Consider the following 16,770-nt stretch of genomic DNA (forward strand, 5'->3'; position numbering starts at 1 on the left):
ATTATGAACAAACGAATGCTACTTTTTTTAGTTATAATCTGTGGACTATTATTGTCTGCTTGCGGCGGCCGTCCACCTGAAGAAAAACAAGCAAGTGAAACACCTTATCCTGAACTTCAAGAAACTATCCAAAAAGCTGTAGAGCGCTATCAAGAACAGTCGGGCGGTCTATTACCAATTAAAACACGCGATCAAGAAACCGATCAATTCATCAAATATCCAATCGAGTTCTCAAAAATCGTTCCGGATTTCACTGAAAAGATCCCGTCCAACGCATTCGAAAACGGCGGCATCTTCCAGTATGTTCTCGTAGATGTAGAAGAAAATCCTACAGTTAAGCTAGTCGACTTGCGTATAACCGAAAAACTACGCGACTTAAACTTGCGCAAATTTATCAACGGAGAATTACCATTCTTAGATCCAGTTGGCGACAACGTCTATAAAGTGGACTTCAAGAAAATGGGCTTTAAAGAACCACTAACCGTCCAAAGCCCATACTCTGACGCTCATTTACCTATCGTAGTAGGCGGCGACGGAAACTTTTACGTAGACTATTCCATCGACCTCAACAAGATCTTAATGGAACAAAAGCCAGAAATAAAAGCAGGCACAGATATTCGTTATCTACTATACGAAGACTCCTTAGTCCTTCCGGCATATTCCTTGCCGTACACAGTGGATGAAAACAACGAACCTGTGTTTATGAAGAAATAACGTTCTCTAATTTGTAGGTGACCTCATGTATTAGCACTTGAACTTTACATATGTCAAAGAGTAATACAAATTGTCACCATAATATAACTAGGATTGGTACGGAAGATGGGACGACTCTGGGAGGCCCACCGCGGGCCCTCCAGAAGCGTTCCCATCTGGAGTACCGATCCCGAACCGTTACAAAGTTTATTAACTAAATTAGTGCCATTACCCAAAAACGTTTCGTGCATCTATGCATGAAACGTTTTTCTATTTCATAAGCTACAATGCGGAGAAAAAGGAGGGCTAATGATGAAAGAAGAACTATACGAAAACTTAGCTAGAAGAACAGACGGCGATATTTATATAGGTGTGGTAGGCCCTGTTCGAGTAGGGAAATCCACTTTTGTCAAACGAGTCATGGAGGAAGTTGTAATTCCCAACATGACGGATGCCAATGATCGAATACGTGCACAAGACGAACTTCCCCAAAGTTCACCAGGTCCCGTAATCATGACTGCAGAACCTAAATTCGTACCTGCCCAAGGCACAAGCGTTTCAATAGGGGACGGTGAACTGGAATTCCAAATTCGCCTAGCAGACTGTGTAGGCTACGTAATTGATGGTGTTAAAGGATATGAGGACGAGGATGGGCCGAAATACGTCCATACACCATGGCACAATGAACCGATTCCGTTCCAAGAAGCGGCACGTATCGGAACGGACAAAGTGATTCGTGATCACTCGACTATTGGAATTTTGCTGACGACAGACGGTACGGTGAACAATATTTCACGCGCGGCCGCTGAAGTTGCTGAAAAAGAAATCGTTTCGAAATTGCAAGAAATCGGTAAACCATTCGTCATTGTATTAAATTCTAAAATGCCTGCTCATGAAAAAGCGTTGGAACTAAAACAGCAATTACATGAAAAGTATGGTGTTCCCGTCATTGCTATCAGTGCGGATCAGCTCAATGCAGCAGAGATCCAGCTTATTCTCAAAGAGGCATTGTATGAATTCCCTATCACGGATATCGAACTGCAACGTCCCGACTGGATGGAGGAGCTTGGGGATAGCCATAAGCTGAATGCACGTATCGATCAGCTAATCACAGATGGATTCCTAGGCGTCTCGAAAATTCGTAAAGTTCAGGAGATTGCGGAGTTATTGCAAGAAGAAGAGTTTATTAGACAAGCAGAAGTAGTGGAAGTCGATGCAGGTAAAGGCCGCGCCATCGTGAAGATTGATATGGATGAGCAAGCTTTTGTTAATGTCTGTGAGGAGTTCATGGGAACAGAAATGCGTTCCAAAAAGGATTGGTTAATCTTCATTCAAGAAGCGGTTAAAGCGAAAAAATCGTATGATATGTATGCGGAAGCAATTGATACGGCGAAAAAATCAGGTTATGGCGTAGCGTTGCCATCGATTGAAGATTTTCAGCCAACTGCTCCTGAATTAATTAAACAAGACACGTTTTATGGGGTGAAAATGAAAGCGAAAGCACCTTCACTTCACATTATTCGAATCGATATGGAAGCGGAATTCGCTCCGTTAATCGGCTCTGAATTCCATAGTCATCACTTGTTGAAAGAATTGAAAAATGCGTATTTACATGATCGTGAAGCATTATGGGAAACACAATTATTTGGCACACCATTACATGAAGTCATGAAAGAAAGTATCCGATATAAGACCGCAGCAGTTCCAGATCGAGCTAGAAAACGCTTGCGTGAAACAATTGAACAAATGGTGAATGACGGGAATAAAGGTATGATTACCTTCATTGTGTAAGGTGAAAAAATAAGGAAATCACGTAACAAATATAGTTTGAAATGAAGAGAGATCCGTCAAAAACGGGTCTTTTTTCTATGCTTTTCTATCAAAATCGCTTGAAATGCCGTGAATAAAGGAAAAGCGCGATAATATTGTTGCACCGTAGTTTTTCTTATGTTACTCTTTTTACAGTGTTAACAGCAATAGCATCCCCTTTGAGAGGAGGTGAACGGTGTGAATAAAACAGAATTAATTAACTCTGTGGCAGAAGCGGCAGGTCTAACAAAAAAAGACGCAACTAAAGCTGTTGAAGCTGTATTCGATACAATTCAATCGACTCTTGCTAACGGTGATAAAGTTCAATTGATTGGTTTCGGAAACTTCGAAGTACGCGAACGTGCTGCTCGTAAAGGACGTAACCCACAATCAGGCGAAGAAATCGAAATCGCTGCAAGTAAAGTTCCAGCTTTCAAAGCAGGTAAAGCACTTAAAGACGCAGTAAAATAATTTGAGATTTTACATAGGAGTCCGTCCAGCAAATCTGTTCGTCAGATGGCCATGGATGGACTCCTTTACGTTTTTTAAATTGGTATACATAGGGAAGTACAAGTAACTATACGGAATGAATGGAATGTGCTAATATTTTGGGGAAATAGGTTTAGTTCTTACAAGGAGGACATGCTGTTATGAAAGAGCAAGATATAAATAAATTAGAACAGGCAGTTACGATGATCCTAGAAGCAATCGGTGAAGATCCGACTCGTGAAGGATTACTGGAGACACCGAAACGTGTTGCTAAAATGTATCAAGAGGTATTTGAAGGGTTAAATAAAGATCCAAGAGAGTATTTCGATACGGTATTCCATGAGAATCATGATGAAGTCGTGTTGGTGAAAGATATTCCATTTTATTCTATGTGCGAGCATCACTTGGTTCCATTTTTCGGTGTAGCCCACGTAGCATATATTCCGCGTAATGGAGTAGTTGCAGGTTTGAGCAAGTTGGCAAGAGCTGTCGAAACAGCAGCACGTCGTCCGCAATTGCAAGAACGCATTACATCCAGTGTGGCAGATGCCATGATGGAAAAGTTGAATCCCCATGGTGTTTATATCATTATCGAAGCGGAACACATGTGTATGACGATGAGAGGAATTAAGAAGCCAGGGGCTAAAACCATCACGACTGTCGCTAGAGGAATCTATGAACATGATGACGTGAAGCGTGCGGAAATTTTATCTCTTATTCGAACGAACTAAGGTCTTTGCCGAGCGCTTGCTGTATATGCTATCATTAGGATTATATATAGACTGGAGATGCGAAAATGACACAACCCGATTATCTAATTATCAAAGCGAAAAAAGATGGAGTGAATGTCATTGGGCTCACGAGAGGCAATGACACCAAGTTTCACCATACCGAAAAGCTGGATAGAGGAGAAGTCATGATCGCGCAGTTTACCGAGCATACCTCCGCTATTAAGATTCGAGGGGAAGCTGAAATTCATACAGCCCACGGCGTAATTGCGAGTGAGGAAAAAGAATGACCGTATCCTTACGGGAATGGAGCTTACTGATGGAAACAAAAGGATTCACTGACCAAGTCGACAATTACATACACCATTTGCGACGCGCTATTTATCAGCCAGTGGTCGAACGAGATGCAGGGTATGCTCCGATTGACAGGCGAAAAGCTTCGTTGCTCTTATTGCCTTTGCTCAATGGAGAGCAGTGGACAGATGAGATGCAAACCGTGGCGCTAGCGATTGGTGCCATCCACACGGCTTTTGATGTCCATGATCAAATCGATGTCGTAGATGCTTCATCCAAAGAACAGCAATTGATGGTTCTTGCGGGCGACCACTTCAGCGGTATCCACTATAAGCTATTGGCGTCAATTCCAAACTTCCATCTCATTCGTTCTTTGTCATTGGCAGTCGGCAGGATTAATGAATGCAAAACGACATTGTTTCAAGCACCGCCCTCCACTCTTGAAGATCGGTTGCAGTTAATTTCTGAAGTGGAAAGTGCATGTATTGTGAAATTCTTCGAAGCATTCGGCTTTGGTCGCTACACACATATCGTAGAAACAATCTTTCCACTCGTTTGGCTGCTCGACAGCACACAGCGTGACTTGAATCGGATGAAATTTTCGCATCTAGTGCCGAGTACGAATGATACAGAAGATTGGATCGATCAATTACAACTACAGCTGAACAACAGATTGAAGAACAGCTCTTATTTACATACTGAAGTACTAGCAGAGTTGCAGAAAATGACGAAACCATAAGAAAGTAAACTGAAGTGAAGAAAGAAGGGACGAACTGTGGCGGTCTCAAAAGAAGAAAGAGTTCATAACGTCTTTGAAAAAATTTCGACAGACTATGATAAAATGAATTCCGTGATCAGTTTTAATCAACATATTAAATGGCGGAGTGATATCATGGCACGCATGAATGTACTGCCGGGCGCTAAAGCACTTGACGTTTGCTGTGGTACTGCAGACTGGACAATTGCATTGGCTCAAGCCGCAGGTCCTACTGGTGAAGTTATCGGTTTGGACTTCAGTGCCAACATGCTGGATTCGGGCAGAGACAAAGTAGCCCCTTACCCAAACCTTACATTAGTTCAAGGTAACGCAATGTCACTTCCTTTTCCAGACAATTCATTTGATTATGTGACGATCGGGTTTGGTCTACGCAATGTTCCCGATTACTTGACTGTTTTAAAAGAAATGCGACGCGTGTTGAAGCCGGGTGGAATGGCAGTGTGTTTGGAAACATCTCAACCTAAAATACCTGTCTATCGTCAAGGGTTTCGCTTCTATTTCAAATTTATTATGCCGCTATTTGGTAAACTTTTCGCAAAGAGCTTTAAAGAGTATTCTTGGCTTCAGGAATCAGCAAATGAATTCCCAGACATGAAAGAGCTAGCACAGCTTTTTGTTGATGCAGGATATCAAGAAGTATCATATAAGTCTTACAGTGGCGGTGCGGCGGCAGGTCATATCGCTTACAAATAATGAATACACGGGAGAAGGTAATGGGGTTGGAAAAAATTAAGTTGATGTCGCTTTATACGGATTTCCGCAAAGATATGTCCTATATTGAAAAAGAGCTTGAGCGATCCGTGCAATCCTCTTCTCCCATTGTTCGTCAAGCTTCCTTGCATTTATTGAAAGCCGGTGGCAAGAGGATTCGGCCGATTTTCGTGATAATGGCTGCTCAATTCGGAACGTATTCGCTAGAAAGCGCTGCGAAAATTGCAGTATCCCTTGAATTAATCCACATGGCATCACTCGTCCACGATGACGTAATTGATGATTCTGATATGCGCCGCGGTTTACAAACCGTTAAAGCAAAGTGGAACAACCGAGTGGCAATGTATGCGGGGGACTTCATCTTTTCGCGGGCGCTAACATCTATCGGTACTATCGAGAAAGCACCTATCCATCAGATTCTCGCCGAAACCATGCTGGAGATATGCAAAGGGGAAATTATCCAGTTTGATTTCCAACAACAAACAGATCAAGGTTTGCGCGACTATTTGAAACGTATTAAGCGAAAGACTGCTTTACTGCTATCCTCTAGTTGTGAACTTGGCGCACTTAGTGCAGATGCAGATGCTCAAACTGTACGGAAACTAAAGAGATATGGGTATTTCACTGGAATGGCATTTCAAATCATCGACGATATTTTGGATATTACGTCAACAGATGAAGAACTTGGAAAGCCGGCAGGAAGTGACTTGTTAAATGGTCATATTACATTGCCTGTTTTATACATAAAAGATGATGAACAATTCAAGCCCTACATGGAACGTGCGTTTACCGGAGAGATGGAAGAGCCGGATAGACAATCGATGCTTCGCTATATTCGACAAAGTGGTGCGATTGAAAAAGCACAGCATGTAAGTGATCTGTACTTAACCAAGGCACTTAAGGAATTGGAAGATTTGCCGAATGGTAAGTCGAAGAAAGCACTGACTCAAATTGCTGATTTTATCGGCCAACGAAAATATTGACGGAGTTTGTTAATAGTTGAAAGAAAAAGGCGTCGATGGTACGATTTAAAAGGGATCATCCCTATAGAAGATCGAAGGAGTGTTTTAGAGATGGAAAGAACATTTTTAATGGTAAAGCCTGACGGCGTACAACGTAACCTTGTAGGTGAAATCGTTGGTCGTTTCGAAGACAAAGGATATCAATTAGTTGGTGGGAAATTAATGAACATTTCTCAAGAACTTGCTGAACAACATTACGGAGAGCACAAAGAACGTCCATTCTTCGGAGAACTTGTAGAATTCATTACTTCTGGACCGGTTTTCGCAATGGTATGGGAAGGCGAGAACGTCATCTCTACTGCTCGCTTAATGATGGGTGCAACGAATCCAAAAGAATCAGCTCCTGGAACTATTCGTGGAGACTTTGCTGTAACAGTAGGCAAGAATATTATTCATGGTTCAGACTCATCTGAGTCAGCAAGCCGCGAGATCAACTTATTCTTTAAAGAAGAAGAGCTTGTGACTTATGACAAAACAGTGAACAACTGGATTAATTAATCGCCAAAAACAGCCGAGCGAATTTCGCATGGCTGTTTTTCTTATACATACGACCTACTTTTTCCGTTATAATGAGAACGTACATAAGAGAGAAGAGGCAACAGGGGGTTGTTAAATGTCTGATTATTCGATATTAATTCAAGGGATCAAGAAGAAAACTGGGATCGATTTGTCATTGTATAAAGAAGCCCAGATGAAGAGGAGACTCACTTCACTATATGAAAAGAAAGGCTTTCGTAATTTTAAAGATTACTCTCTAGCTATTCAAAGTGATCAAGACTTATTGGACGAATTCCTGGACCGCATGACGATTAATGTGTCAGAATTTTACCGCAACGCCTTGCGTTGGGAGGTCTTAGAGAAGAAAATATTCCCTCAATTATTGGAGAAAAATAAACGATTGAAAATTTGGAGCGCGGCTTGTTCTACCGGGGAAGAGCCTTATTCGCTAGCAATGGTTCTATCATCCTATCTTCCTTTGCGTGATATTTCTATTTATGCAACGGACTTAGATGTGGGCGTATTGAATCGTGCCAAAGTTGGTTTATACAATGATCGTGCATTAAAAGAAGTGCCCAAACCGATCATCGATAAATTCTTCATAAAAGAAGGTGCTTCTTATCAAGTAGTAGAAGATATCAAGAAGACCGTTACATTCAAACAGCAAAACTTGCTGGAAGATCGCTATGATACGAACTACGACTTGATCGTCTGCCGTAACGTGATGATTTATTTCACGGAAGAAGCGAAAGATCAGATTTATACCAACTTCTCCAAAGCACTTAAACCAGGTGGTGTTTTGTTCGTTGGAAGCACAGAACAAATATTCAATCCTGAAAAATATAACTTTGAATCAGTAGATACATTCTTTTATAGAAAAAAACAATAAACCACGTTACGGAGGAATGGAATATGCGCTTTATTACAGCTGGTGAATCCCATGGTCCACAGCTTACTGCCATCATTGAAGGATTACCTGCACAGATGGAGCTAACTGCTGAGATGATTAATAAAGAATTGAAGAGAAGACAAGGTGGACACGGTAGAGGCCGTAGAATGCAAATAGAGAAGGATCGGGTAGAAATCTCATCCGGTGTACGCCATGGTAAAACAATTGGCTCACCGGTTACGCTAACGGTTGTGAACGATGATTGGAAACACTGGACAGGCATCATGGGCGTAGAACCACTTCCGGAAGACGTGAATCCAGAAGATGTAAAGCGTCAAATTACACGCCCTCGTCCCGGACACGCGGATCTAGTCGGCGGCATGAAATATGGCCATCGTGACTTGCGAAATGTGTTGGAACGTTCATCGGCACGTGAAACGACGATGCGTGTTGCAATCGGGGCGGTAGCAAAACAATTTTTGCGTCAGCTTGGGATTGAAACTGTAGCGCATGTTACGGAAATTGGCGGCATCGAAACAGATTCTGCTGCCTATGCTGATCTTTCCATTGAAGAACTACGCGCGATCGTAGAAGAAGATGCAGTATATTGTGCGGATAAAGAAGCGTCTGTCAAAATGACGGAAGCCATAGACGATATTAAAAAGCGCGGTGATACACTAGGGGGCGTAGTGGAAGTCATCATTGAAGGATGTCCTCCTGGGATTGGTAGCTATGTACAATTCGATCGCAAAATGGATGGTAAGCTTGCAGGTGCTATGATGAGCATTAATGCTTTCAAGGGTGTTGAAGTCGGTTTAGGGTTCGATATGGCAAAAATGCCAGGCAGTGAAGTGCATGATGAAATTAGCTGGAATAAAGAGCAAGGATATTACCGAAAATCCAATCGTTTAGGTGGACTTGAAGGTGGAATGACGACAGGTATGCCGATCATAGTGCGTGGTGTAATGAAACCAATTCCAACACTTTACAAGCCGCTAGAAAGCGTGGATATTGATACAAAGGAATCTTTCGTTGCAACGATTGAACGTTCCGATCCTTGTGCCGTTCCTGCTGCATCTGTTGTAGCTGAACATGTCATCGCAACAGAGATGGCTAAAGCGATTATGGAAGAATTCCGTTCGGATACAATGGACGCCTTACAGAAGGATATTGAACAATACAGACAATATGTAAAGGAGTTTTAAGATGGATAAGTTAACTGTTTCCGTCCGAGATCACCAATACGATGTCTATGTAGGTTCAAACACCTATGAATTATTTTCGACTGACTATGCAGATTTGCTAAGTACGACAGATAAAATCGGAATTATTGCCGATGCGCGTGTGGCAGAATTACATCTCCCTTTATTGCAAGAAGCTTTATTACGTTCTGGTCGCGAGGTATCGGTGAAAATCGTACCTGGCGGCGAGAAGTGTAAAATGCCAGAAGTTTACGTGGATTGTCAGTCTTTCTTATTGACTGAAGGATTTACGCGAAATTCCCTCCTTATCGCATTTGGCGGAGGGGCGTGTGGGGATTTAACAGGTTTTGTAGCTGCTACATTTATGCGTGGTATTCGCTTCATCCAATGCCCAACCACTGTACTTGCGCATGACAGTGCAGTCGGTGGGAAAACAGCCATCAATATGCCGGAAGGAAAAAATATGGTGGGATCATTTCATCAACCTTTAGCCGTATTGTTTGATACTGATGTATTTAACACGTTACCTGCGTCCGAAATGCGTTCAGGTTTGGCGGAATTGGTCAAGCATGCTTTTATTTCGGATCCATTATGGACGGAGCAATTACTGGAACAAGAACAGTTTTCTACACCTTCTATAGAGTGGCTTGAAAAGGAATTACTTCGTGGCATCAAGGTAAAAGCAGATATCGTTGGAGAAGATGAGTTTGAGAATTCGACGCGTAAGTTTTTAAACTTCGGTCATACATTTGGACATGCAGTGGAAGCGGCTTCTGGATTCGGCAGCCTCAGCCATGGGGAGTGTGTCATGATTGGTATGGGGTATGCCTTCTTGCTAAGTGAGAAATACGGTAATATCCCTGAAGGATTCACAAATCGCTATCTTCATTTTGCTAACAAAAATGGCTATACATTTAAGCCAGTATTCTCTTATAGTTTCGAAGAGTTATTATCCTATATGCAAAAGGATAAGAAAGCTTCATTCGGTAAAATGAATTTCGTTTTATTACAAAAAATCGGTGAGCCTTTTGTGAAAGGAATTAGTTCAGAAGAGTGTCAGACTGCATTTGAGGAATTTAAAGTAAAATTAAAAAGCGAGGGAATTGTATGAGTGTTAGGGGAATTAGGGGTGCGACAACAGTTGAAAATGATGACGCATTTGAAGTGTTACGAGCGACAGAATCTCTTGTACTCGAAATGGCGGAGGCGAATCAATTCAAACCGGAAGATATCGGTTCTGTAATTGTTTCAACTACAGTGGATGTCAAAGCGGCATTCCCTGCAAAAGCGATCCGTTCGATTGAAGGGTGGACTTATGTACCGGTCATGTGTACACATGAAATCGATGTGCCTGGCTCTATGCGTAAGTGTATACGTGTCATGATGAACGTCAATACTTCCAAAAAACAAGAGGAAATCCAACATATTTATCAAAATAATGCAGTTCAATTACGACCTGATTTACAAAAATAATACAACGTGAAGGGGAGCGATCTAATGAAGTGGAAACCAATATTACGCACGATGCAACCTTATACACCTGGTCGTTCATTAGCGGAAGTAAAACGTACATACGGCCTGCAAGAAGTACATAAGCTCGCTTCAAATGAAAACCCTTATGGTTCATCACCTGAAGTCGCAGAATATTTACGTTCAAAGGCAGCTCAATTTGAAATTTATCCAGATGCTTACACCGCAGGATTACGGGGGAAGCTGGCAGAATTCCATCAAATCGATCCGAATGAAATTATTTTCGGGAATGGTTCAGATGAAATTGTTTCCATCATTTCCCGCGCCTTACTGCAAACAGGAACTAATACGGTAATGGCTTCTACGACATTCCCACAGTACGCACATAATGCAAAAATAGAGGGTGCCGAAATTCGTGAAGTGGCTATGCTTGAAAATGGTGATCATGATTTAGAAGGCTTTTTAAAAGCCACTGATGAAGAAACGGCTGTCATTTGGGTGTGTAATCCGAATAATCCAACAGGTAATCTTTTGTCAAGTGACTCAATTAAAAAATTCTTGGATCAGGTACCTAAAACGGCACTTGTTGTTCTCGATGAAGCATACTTTGAATTTGTTACAGATCCGACACAGCAAGACGCTATGACGTGGATTCATGACTATGACAACTTGATTGTACTTCGTACGTTTTCTAAAGCATACGGACTGGCAAGTTTCCGCATAGGTTATGGCGTCGCTAACGCGGATATAGTATCTGAGCTTAATAAAGTGCGGAACCCATTCAACAACAGCTCGCTTGCATTAGCAGTAGCGGAAGTTGCCCTTGCGGATCAGCGATTCCTTCAAGATTGTGTTACGAAAAATGACGAAGAACGAAAACGATATGTAGACTATGCGCAACAGCATGCATTGGCCATCTATCCGTCAGAAACTAATTTTGTATTAATCGCTGTCCCTCTAGACGCGGATGCTGCATGCGAGATTTTCATGCAAAATGGATATATTGTCCGTAGCGGAAATCTGCTAGGTACACCAGGATTCGTTCGCGTAACGATTGGAACGCATGAACAAAATACAGGCTTCTTTAAAGCGTTCGATCAACTATTAACTAACCAATAAGGATAGATGACAATGAAAACAACAGTAGCTATAATTGGACTCGGATTGATCGGTGGATCACTAGGTCTAGCATTAAAACGAAATCCAGAAATTCATATTGTAGGTTTTGACCGCTCCTATGCAACTGCTGATGAAGCATTTCGAAGAGGAATCATTGACACGGTCGCACCTTCTGCAAAATCAGCCTGTGAACAGGCTGACTTTGTTGTTTTTGCGACGCCCGTCAATACAACGGTCGCTCTCTTTAAAGAAGCGCAAGACTGGGACTTCAAAGAACATGTAATCGTCTCTGATACAGGGAGTACGAAAAAACCGATTATGGATGCTGCGAAGATCTTACAAGAAAAAGGAATCACCTTTATAGGTGGCCATCCAATGGCGGGATCCCATAAAAGTGGTGTATCCGCTGCGATGGAACATCTCTTTGAGAACGCCTATTACATTCTGACACCGAATGACACAACGACTGAAAAACAAATCGATGATATAGAGAAATTGCTTTCCTCCACCAAAGCGAAATTGATTGTCCTACAAGCGGAAGAACACGATCGTATGACAGCTATCATCAGTCATTTCCCGCATATTGTAGCCTCCTCATTAGTCGGCCGCTTAGCCGCGCAGGAAGAACAACAACCATTCGTGAAAAAATTAGCTGCAGGTGGTTTCCGTGATTTAACACGTATCGCTTCGGCAGATCCTGTCATGTGGCGTGATATTACAATCCAAAATCGGGATGAGTTGTTGTCACAGGTAGACGGTTGGCTCGACGAAATGAATACAATTCGCGCTATGCTAGAAGACAATAATCCAGAGCGTATATTCGATTTCTTTGCGCAGGCGAAAACTTACCGCGATCAACTTCCTTCTACAAATGAAGGCGCGGTCCAAGGTGCGCTCTACATGACATTTGATCTACACATCGACATACCAGATCATCCGGGTATCATTTCCGAGATCACGAAAATTCTAGCAGATGCCAATATTAGTTTGACCAATATACGTATCGTGGAAACACGTACCGATGTGTATGGCATTTTAGTTGTCAGCTTCCAATCAGCTGCTGAACGTAAGAAAGCTCGTCAAGTATTGACGGCAAAAACTGACTATTCTATGCATGTACTTTAAGAGGGGGAGAGCGTAATGTCAGAAATACAAACGGTTTCATTCGAAAAGCCAGTACTTCGCGGTGCTTTACAAGTACCTGGAGATAAATCAATTTCCCACCGCGCGGTTATGTTGGGTTCAATTGCAAAGGGCAAAACCACAATCAGTGGTTTTTTGGATGGTGAAGATTGTCTGAGCACCATTGAAATGTTCAAACAGCTTGGTGTAAAGATTACGCGGAACGGAACTTCAGTGACGATTGAAAGTCCTGGCATCGCGGAGTGGCAGACTCCAGCTGGAGCACTTGACGCGGGTAACTCGGGAACAACTGCGCGATTAATGTTAGGTATTTTATCTGGTTCTTCCGTAACGTCTGAAATGTGTGGAGATCAATATTTATCTAAGCGTCCGATGAAGCGTGTGACGTATCCTTTGGAGCAAATGGGTGCGGATATCAAAAGTAAAGGATCGGCGGATTACTTACCACTTATAATCACTGGGAACACATTGCAAGCAATCGATTATTTGATGCCAGTTGCTAGCGCGCAAGTAAAGTCCGCTGTCTTACTTGCAGGTCTTCAAGCCAAGGGGACTACGTCTGTTACAGAAATTACTGTATCGCGAGATCACACAGAACGTATGTTAGTACAATTTGGTGCGAAGCTGGAACAACAAGACAAAGTAATCCGGATCGAAGGAGGGCAACAACTAACAGGTACAGATGTCGTCGTACCAGGAGACATTTCCTCCGCGGCTTTTTTCATGGTAGCTACGGCATTAGTTGAAAACAGTGATGTGTCGTTCCTAAAAGTTGGATTGAACCCTACTCGTACAGGTATACTAGATGTGCTAGAAGCGATGGGCGTGGAAATCGAACTATCAGATGAACAAGGTTTTTCGGGTGAGCGTTATGGCACTGTACGAATAAAGCATTCGCGACTGCGAGGAACTGAAATCGGTGGTGATTTGATTCCAAGATTAATCGATGAACTTCCTGTACTTGCTTTATTAGCAACACAAGCAGATGGAAAAACTATTATAAAAAATGCTGAAGAACTTCGTGTAAAAGAGACGGACCGTATTGAGGCGGTTGCTACGGAATTACGGAAGCTCGGAGCGAATATTGAGACCACGACTGACGGTATGATTATTCATGGTCCGACACCACTTGCGGGTGCCACACTTCAATCCTACGGTGATCATCGTCTAGGCATGATGGCAGCGGTAGCGGGATTGATTACGTCAAGTCCTGTTCAGATTGATAATCCATCTTGTATCGCGATTTCCTATCCGCGCTTTTTCGAAGATCTTTCGGAGCTAGTTAATCAATAAAGTAGAGTAGAAAGCTCAGGTGAAAAAATGAAGATATTGCAGGAATTGGAGCAAACAGTACTGAATGGAGATTTAGATGTACTTCATGATGAAATACAGAAACTGCAAGCTACCAATGAGTATGACACATTATACAATGTCGCAAATCTATTGATCGAATATGGATTCGTCAGACAAGCTGACGATATATTTTCTCAGTTGTTGCTCGTATTCCCTGACGAAGCTCAGTTGAAAATAGATCGCGCTGCCGCTTTACTTGAACTTGGTGAAGAGGATGAAGCCTTACTATTACTGACGGACGTCTCACCAGACGAAGAAGAGTATGTGCAAGCATTGCTTGCACAAGCGGATTATTATCAAATGCTTGGACTTGCCGAAACGGCATTATCTAAAGTGCGTGAAGCCGCAACATTGGCCCCGCACGAACCGGTAATCCAACTTGCGCAAGCAGAACTTCTATTGGAGTCAGGTAGATATAGTGAGGCTGTGAGAATTTACGGGAAGCTTCACGAGACAACCGAAGAGATCGCAGGTGTTCGTCTATCTTCGCGACTTGCAGAAGCGTACAGTGCAGGTGCTGCGTACGAGGAAGCCATTCCGTTCTACGAGGCATTACTGGACAAGGAAGTACATCCTGAAGTGTTGTTTGGATTAGGGTTGGCTTACTATCAAACTGCTCGCTACTCGGAAGCGGTCACACGTCTTGAGCAGTTGCTAGAAATGGATCCAGATTATTTCTCCGCTTATATGCTTGCAGGTCAAAGCTACGCGCAACAAAATGAAGACGACAAAGCGTTGGAGTTTTTTAAAAAAGGTATTGAACGCGATGAGTTCGATAAAGAATTGCAGCTGGCCGCAGGGAAATCTGCATTGAAACTGCAAATGCCAGAACAGGCAGAAGAGCATTTAAAAGAAGCCCTCGTTTTAGATCCGGAGTATATTGATGCAATTGTCACGCTTGCTTCGGTTTATGAAAATCAGGAAGATGACGAAGCGTTAATTGATCTGCTGACGTACTCTGAAGTCGATCAATTAGAAATCCCTTTACTTCATGCTTTCCTTGCATATGCCTATGAACGTACAGAAGATTACGAAAAAGCGTATGAAATGTATTTCAAAGCATATGATGGGATGAACGAAGATGCTGCTTTCTTAGATCAATATGCACGATTCTTGCTGGAGGAAGGTAAGCGCGAGGAAGCGTTACCAGTAATTCAGCAGCTAGTAAGAATCGCTCCGCATGATGAGGAATGGATCGCATACATCGCGCAATCTGAAGAGGAGGGGTAGGATGAAGGCCGTGGTTCCTGTAGCTGCTAAAAAAGAATTTTTAAGGTGGTTTTTAAAGCGCTATCGATTAAAGCGCCGGGAATGTGTATGGATTTTAAATTATCTTCTCAGCAACGAACATTTATTAATGAATGTTCATTTTACAAATGAGGCACATCACTGTCCACGCGCCATGATCATTTCCACAACAGAGGTGGATAGTATTCCGTTTCGCTTCTACAAGGGAAATTTGATGACGGCTGATGCGGAAAAGTCATTTCACGACCTTAGACTGCACCCAGACGAGGATATGTTCATCCAACTGAATTTCAAACACAGCAACAAATGTCCTGAGTACGCGAGTGTGGCGGAAGAGAATCCTTACTTGCCGGAAGATCTGCTGAAGAAAAAGAAAGACCAACAAATAGCTGAAAAGCTGTTGGAAGAAAGCTTCACATTAACGACCAATGACATGTTACTGAAGAGAATCGATGAAGCACTGGACAACGGTGACCGTGAGCTGTTCATTAGCTTGACAGCTATGTTGAACGAGATGAAAAAAGATAAAGACATCAGCCAATGATTTCGCCCTCCGCGGTGGAATCATTGGTTTGCGTTGTGGAAAAATATGAGCTAAACTTTACTGAGTATTGTAAGGAGGAATGACAATGAACTGGGTTCCAAAAGATGTGGATACGTATATAACTCAAAAGGAATATATTGATACCGTCGTAGTACCTTTAATAACGATAGACACACGACCTGAAATGATGAAAAACAGTGCATCCTCTTCTGAGTTTTTGATGAATCTATCGATGTTCATAGAGAAGCAATTTAAAGGACGTATGATGTTCTTACCGCCTGTTTCATACACGCAGTCAACAGATTTGCAACAAATGGCGGACACGTTATCACAAGATTTGAAGAAGTCTTCCTTTACGCATGTCTTCTATCTTACGACAGATTCTAAGTGGACGAGCGTGACGGTAGAAGGTAAGGTCGTCTGGCTTCCGTCCATTCCGCTCGAGACGATGGACAACCATCTTCGCCAGACCATCATGGAAGATCAGCTACGTCAAGTACTGACACACTTTATGGAGAGTTGGAATGTGCAGTAGGGTGATAAATATTGAAGACAGAGTTCAGGATTGACACGATCTTTTGATTTAGAACTTGAACTAAATCAATTTTAATGTCATTATCAGTACAGGCACACCTAAACACCGTCCTCAAAAGGGTACAAGCACTAATCGGGACGTATTTAAAGGTTGATTGCCGTTTGTCACCAAATCTTAATATTTGTCCACAAACTTAAGTACCTACTAAAAGCATTATTGAATTTAGTTTCATATTGATATATCAT

At 42.3% G+C, this 16,770-nt stretch carries 19 protein-coding genes; all 19 read left to right on the forward strand.

The genetic code is table 11. The annotated features are described in order from the left end of the window. Positions 1–3: 3 nt before the first annotated feature. The 19 genes from CSV67_RS10565 (at position 4) to CSV67_RS10655 (ending at position 16,525) form a co-directional block, all read left to right on the forward strand. The gene (locus CSV67_RS10565; RefSeq protein ID WP_099631557.1) at positions 4–714 is read left to right on the forward strand and encodes an LptM family lipoprotein; all 711 of its coding nucleotides are present in this window, start codon (positions 4–6) and stop codon (positions 712–714) included. Positions 715–1,005: 291 nt separating this feature from the next. Next, complete coding sequence (gene spoIVA, locus CSV67_RS10570) at positions 1,006–2,484, forward strand: stage IV sporulation protein A (protein WP_085133386.1); 1,479 nt, start codon at positions 1,006–1,008, stop codon at positions 2,482–2,484. Positions 2,485–2,700: 216 nt separating this feature from the next. Further along, positions 2,701–2,973, forward strand: a complete 273-nt coding sequence (locus CSV67_RS10575; RefSeq protein ID WP_037561579.1) for an HU family DNA-binding protein — start codon at positions 2,701–2,703, stop codon at positions 2,971–2,973. A 179-nt stretch (positions 2,974–3,152) separates the two neighbouring features. Further along, positions 3,153–3,722: a GTP cyclohydrolase I FolE gene (folE, locus tag CSV67_RS10580; protein ID WP_099631558.1), complete on the forward strand. Its 570-nt coding sequence runs from the start codon at positions 3,153–3,155 to the stop codon at positions 3,720–3,722. A gap of 65 nt (positions 3,723–3,787) precedes the next feature. Further along, positions 3,788–4,009 carry a trp RNA-binding attenuation protein MtrB gene (gene mtrB / locus CSV67_RS10585; RefSeq protein ID WP_029053045.1) on the forward strand — a complete coding sequence of 74 codons (222 nt, stop codon included), beginning with the start codon at positions 3,788–3,790 and terminating at the stop codon, positions 4,007–4,009. Beyond that, entirely contained in the window at positions 4,006–4,752 is a 747-nt protein-coding gene (locus CSV67_RS10590) for a heptaprenyl diphosphate synthase component 1 (RefSeq protein WP_099631559.1), read from the forward strand. Before mtrB ends, CSV67_RS10590 begins: the two co-directional genes overlap by 4 nt. Positions 4,753–4,788: 36 nt before the next feature. Further along, positions 4,789–5,484: a demethylmenaquinone methyltransferase gene (locus tag CSV67_RS10595; RefSeq protein ID WP_099631560.1), complete on the forward strand. Its 696-nt coding sequence runs from the start codon at positions 4,789–4,791 to the stop codon at positions 5,482–5,484. A 26-nt stretch (positions 5,485–5,510) separates the two neighbouring features. Next, complete coding sequence (locus tag CSV67_RS10600) at positions 5,511–6,485, forward strand: polyprenyl synthetase family protein (RefSeq protein WP_099631658.1); 975 nt, start codon at positions 5,511–5,513, stop codon at positions 6,483–6,485. Positions 6,486–6,575: 90 nt separating this feature from the next. Beyond that, the gene (gene ndk, locus CSV67_RS10605; RefSeq protein ID WP_099631561.1) at positions 6,576–7,022 is read left to right on the forward strand and encodes a nucleoside-diphosphate kinase; all 447 of its coding nucleotides are present in this window, start codon (positions 6,576–6,578) and stop codon (positions 7,020–7,022) included. Positions 7,023–7,137: 115 nt separating this feature from the next. Beyond that, positions 7,138–7,911 carry a CheR family methyltransferase gene (locus tag CSV67_RS10610; RefSeq protein ID WP_099631562.1) on the forward strand — a complete coding sequence of 258 codons (774 nt, stop codon included), beginning with the start codon at positions 7,138–7,140 and terminating at the stop codon, positions 7,909–7,911. 23 nt (positions 7,912–7,934) lie between these two features. Next, entirely contained in the window at positions 7,935–9,116 is a 1,182-nt protein-coding gene (aroC, locus tag CSV67_RS10615; RefSeq protein WP_099631563.1) for a chorismate synthase, read from the forward strand. 1 nt (position 9,117) lies between these two features. Beyond that, positions 9,118–10,224: a 3-dehydroquinate synthase gene (gene aroB / locus CSV67_RS10620; protein WP_099631564.1), complete on the forward strand. Its 1,107-nt coding sequence runs from the start codon at positions 9,118–9,120 to the stop codon at positions 10,222–10,224. Beyond that, the gene (gene aroH / locus CSV67_RS10625; protein WP_099631565.1) at positions 10,221–10,586 is read left to right on the forward strand and encodes a chorismate mutase; all 366 of its coding nucleotides are present in this window, start codon (positions 10,221–10,223) and stop codon (positions 10,584–10,586) included. The genes aroB and aroH overlap by 4 nt, the downstream gene beginning before the upstream one ends. Positions 10,587–10,610: 24 nt before the next feature. Then, positions 10,611–11,702 (forward strand): histidinol-phosphate transaminase, encoded by a 1,092-nt coding sequence (gene hisC / locus CSV67_RS10630; protein WP_099631566.1) that lies wholly within the window; start codon positions 10,611–10,613, stop codon positions 11,700–11,702. Positions 11,703–11,714: 12 nt separating this feature from the next. Continuing rightward, positions 11,715–12,827, forward strand: a complete 1,113-nt coding sequence (locus tag CSV67_RS10635; RefSeq protein ID WP_099631567.1) for a prephenate dehydrogenase — start codon at positions 11,715–11,717, stop codon at positions 12,825–12,827. Between the two features lie 15 nt (positions 12,828–12,842). Further along, positions 12,843–14,138, forward strand: a complete 1,296-nt coding sequence (gene aroA, locus CSV67_RS10640; protein WP_099631568.1) for a 3-phosphoshikimate 1-carboxyvinyltransferase — start codon at positions 12,843–12,845, stop codon at positions 14,136–14,138. A 27-nt stretch (positions 14,139–14,165) separates the two neighbouring features. After that, entirely contained in the window at positions 14,166–15,428 is a 1,263-nt protein-coding gene (locus CSV67_RS10645; RefSeq protein WP_099631569.1) for a tetratricopeptide repeat protein, read from the forward strand. Between the two features lies 1 nt (position 15,429). Then, positions 15,430–15,990 carry a ReoY family proteolytic degradation factor gene (locus tag CSV67_RS10650; protein WP_099631570.1) on the forward strand — a complete coding sequence of 187 codons (561 nt, stop codon included), beginning with the start codon at positions 15,430–15,432 and terminating at the stop codon, positions 15,988–15,990. An 85-nt stretch (positions 15,991–16,075) separates the two neighbouring features. Then, a complete protein-coding gene (locus CSV67_RS10655; RefSeq protein WP_158231606.1) occupies positions 16,076–16,525 on the forward strand; it encodes a DUF2487 family protein in 450 nt (149 codons plus the stop codon). The last annotated feature ends 245 nt before the right edge of the window (positions 16,526–16,770 follow it).

This window comes from Sporosarcina sp. P2 (assembly GCF_002743255.1).
GTDB lineage: Bacteria > Bacillota > Bacilli > Bacillales_A > Planococcaceae > Sporosarcina.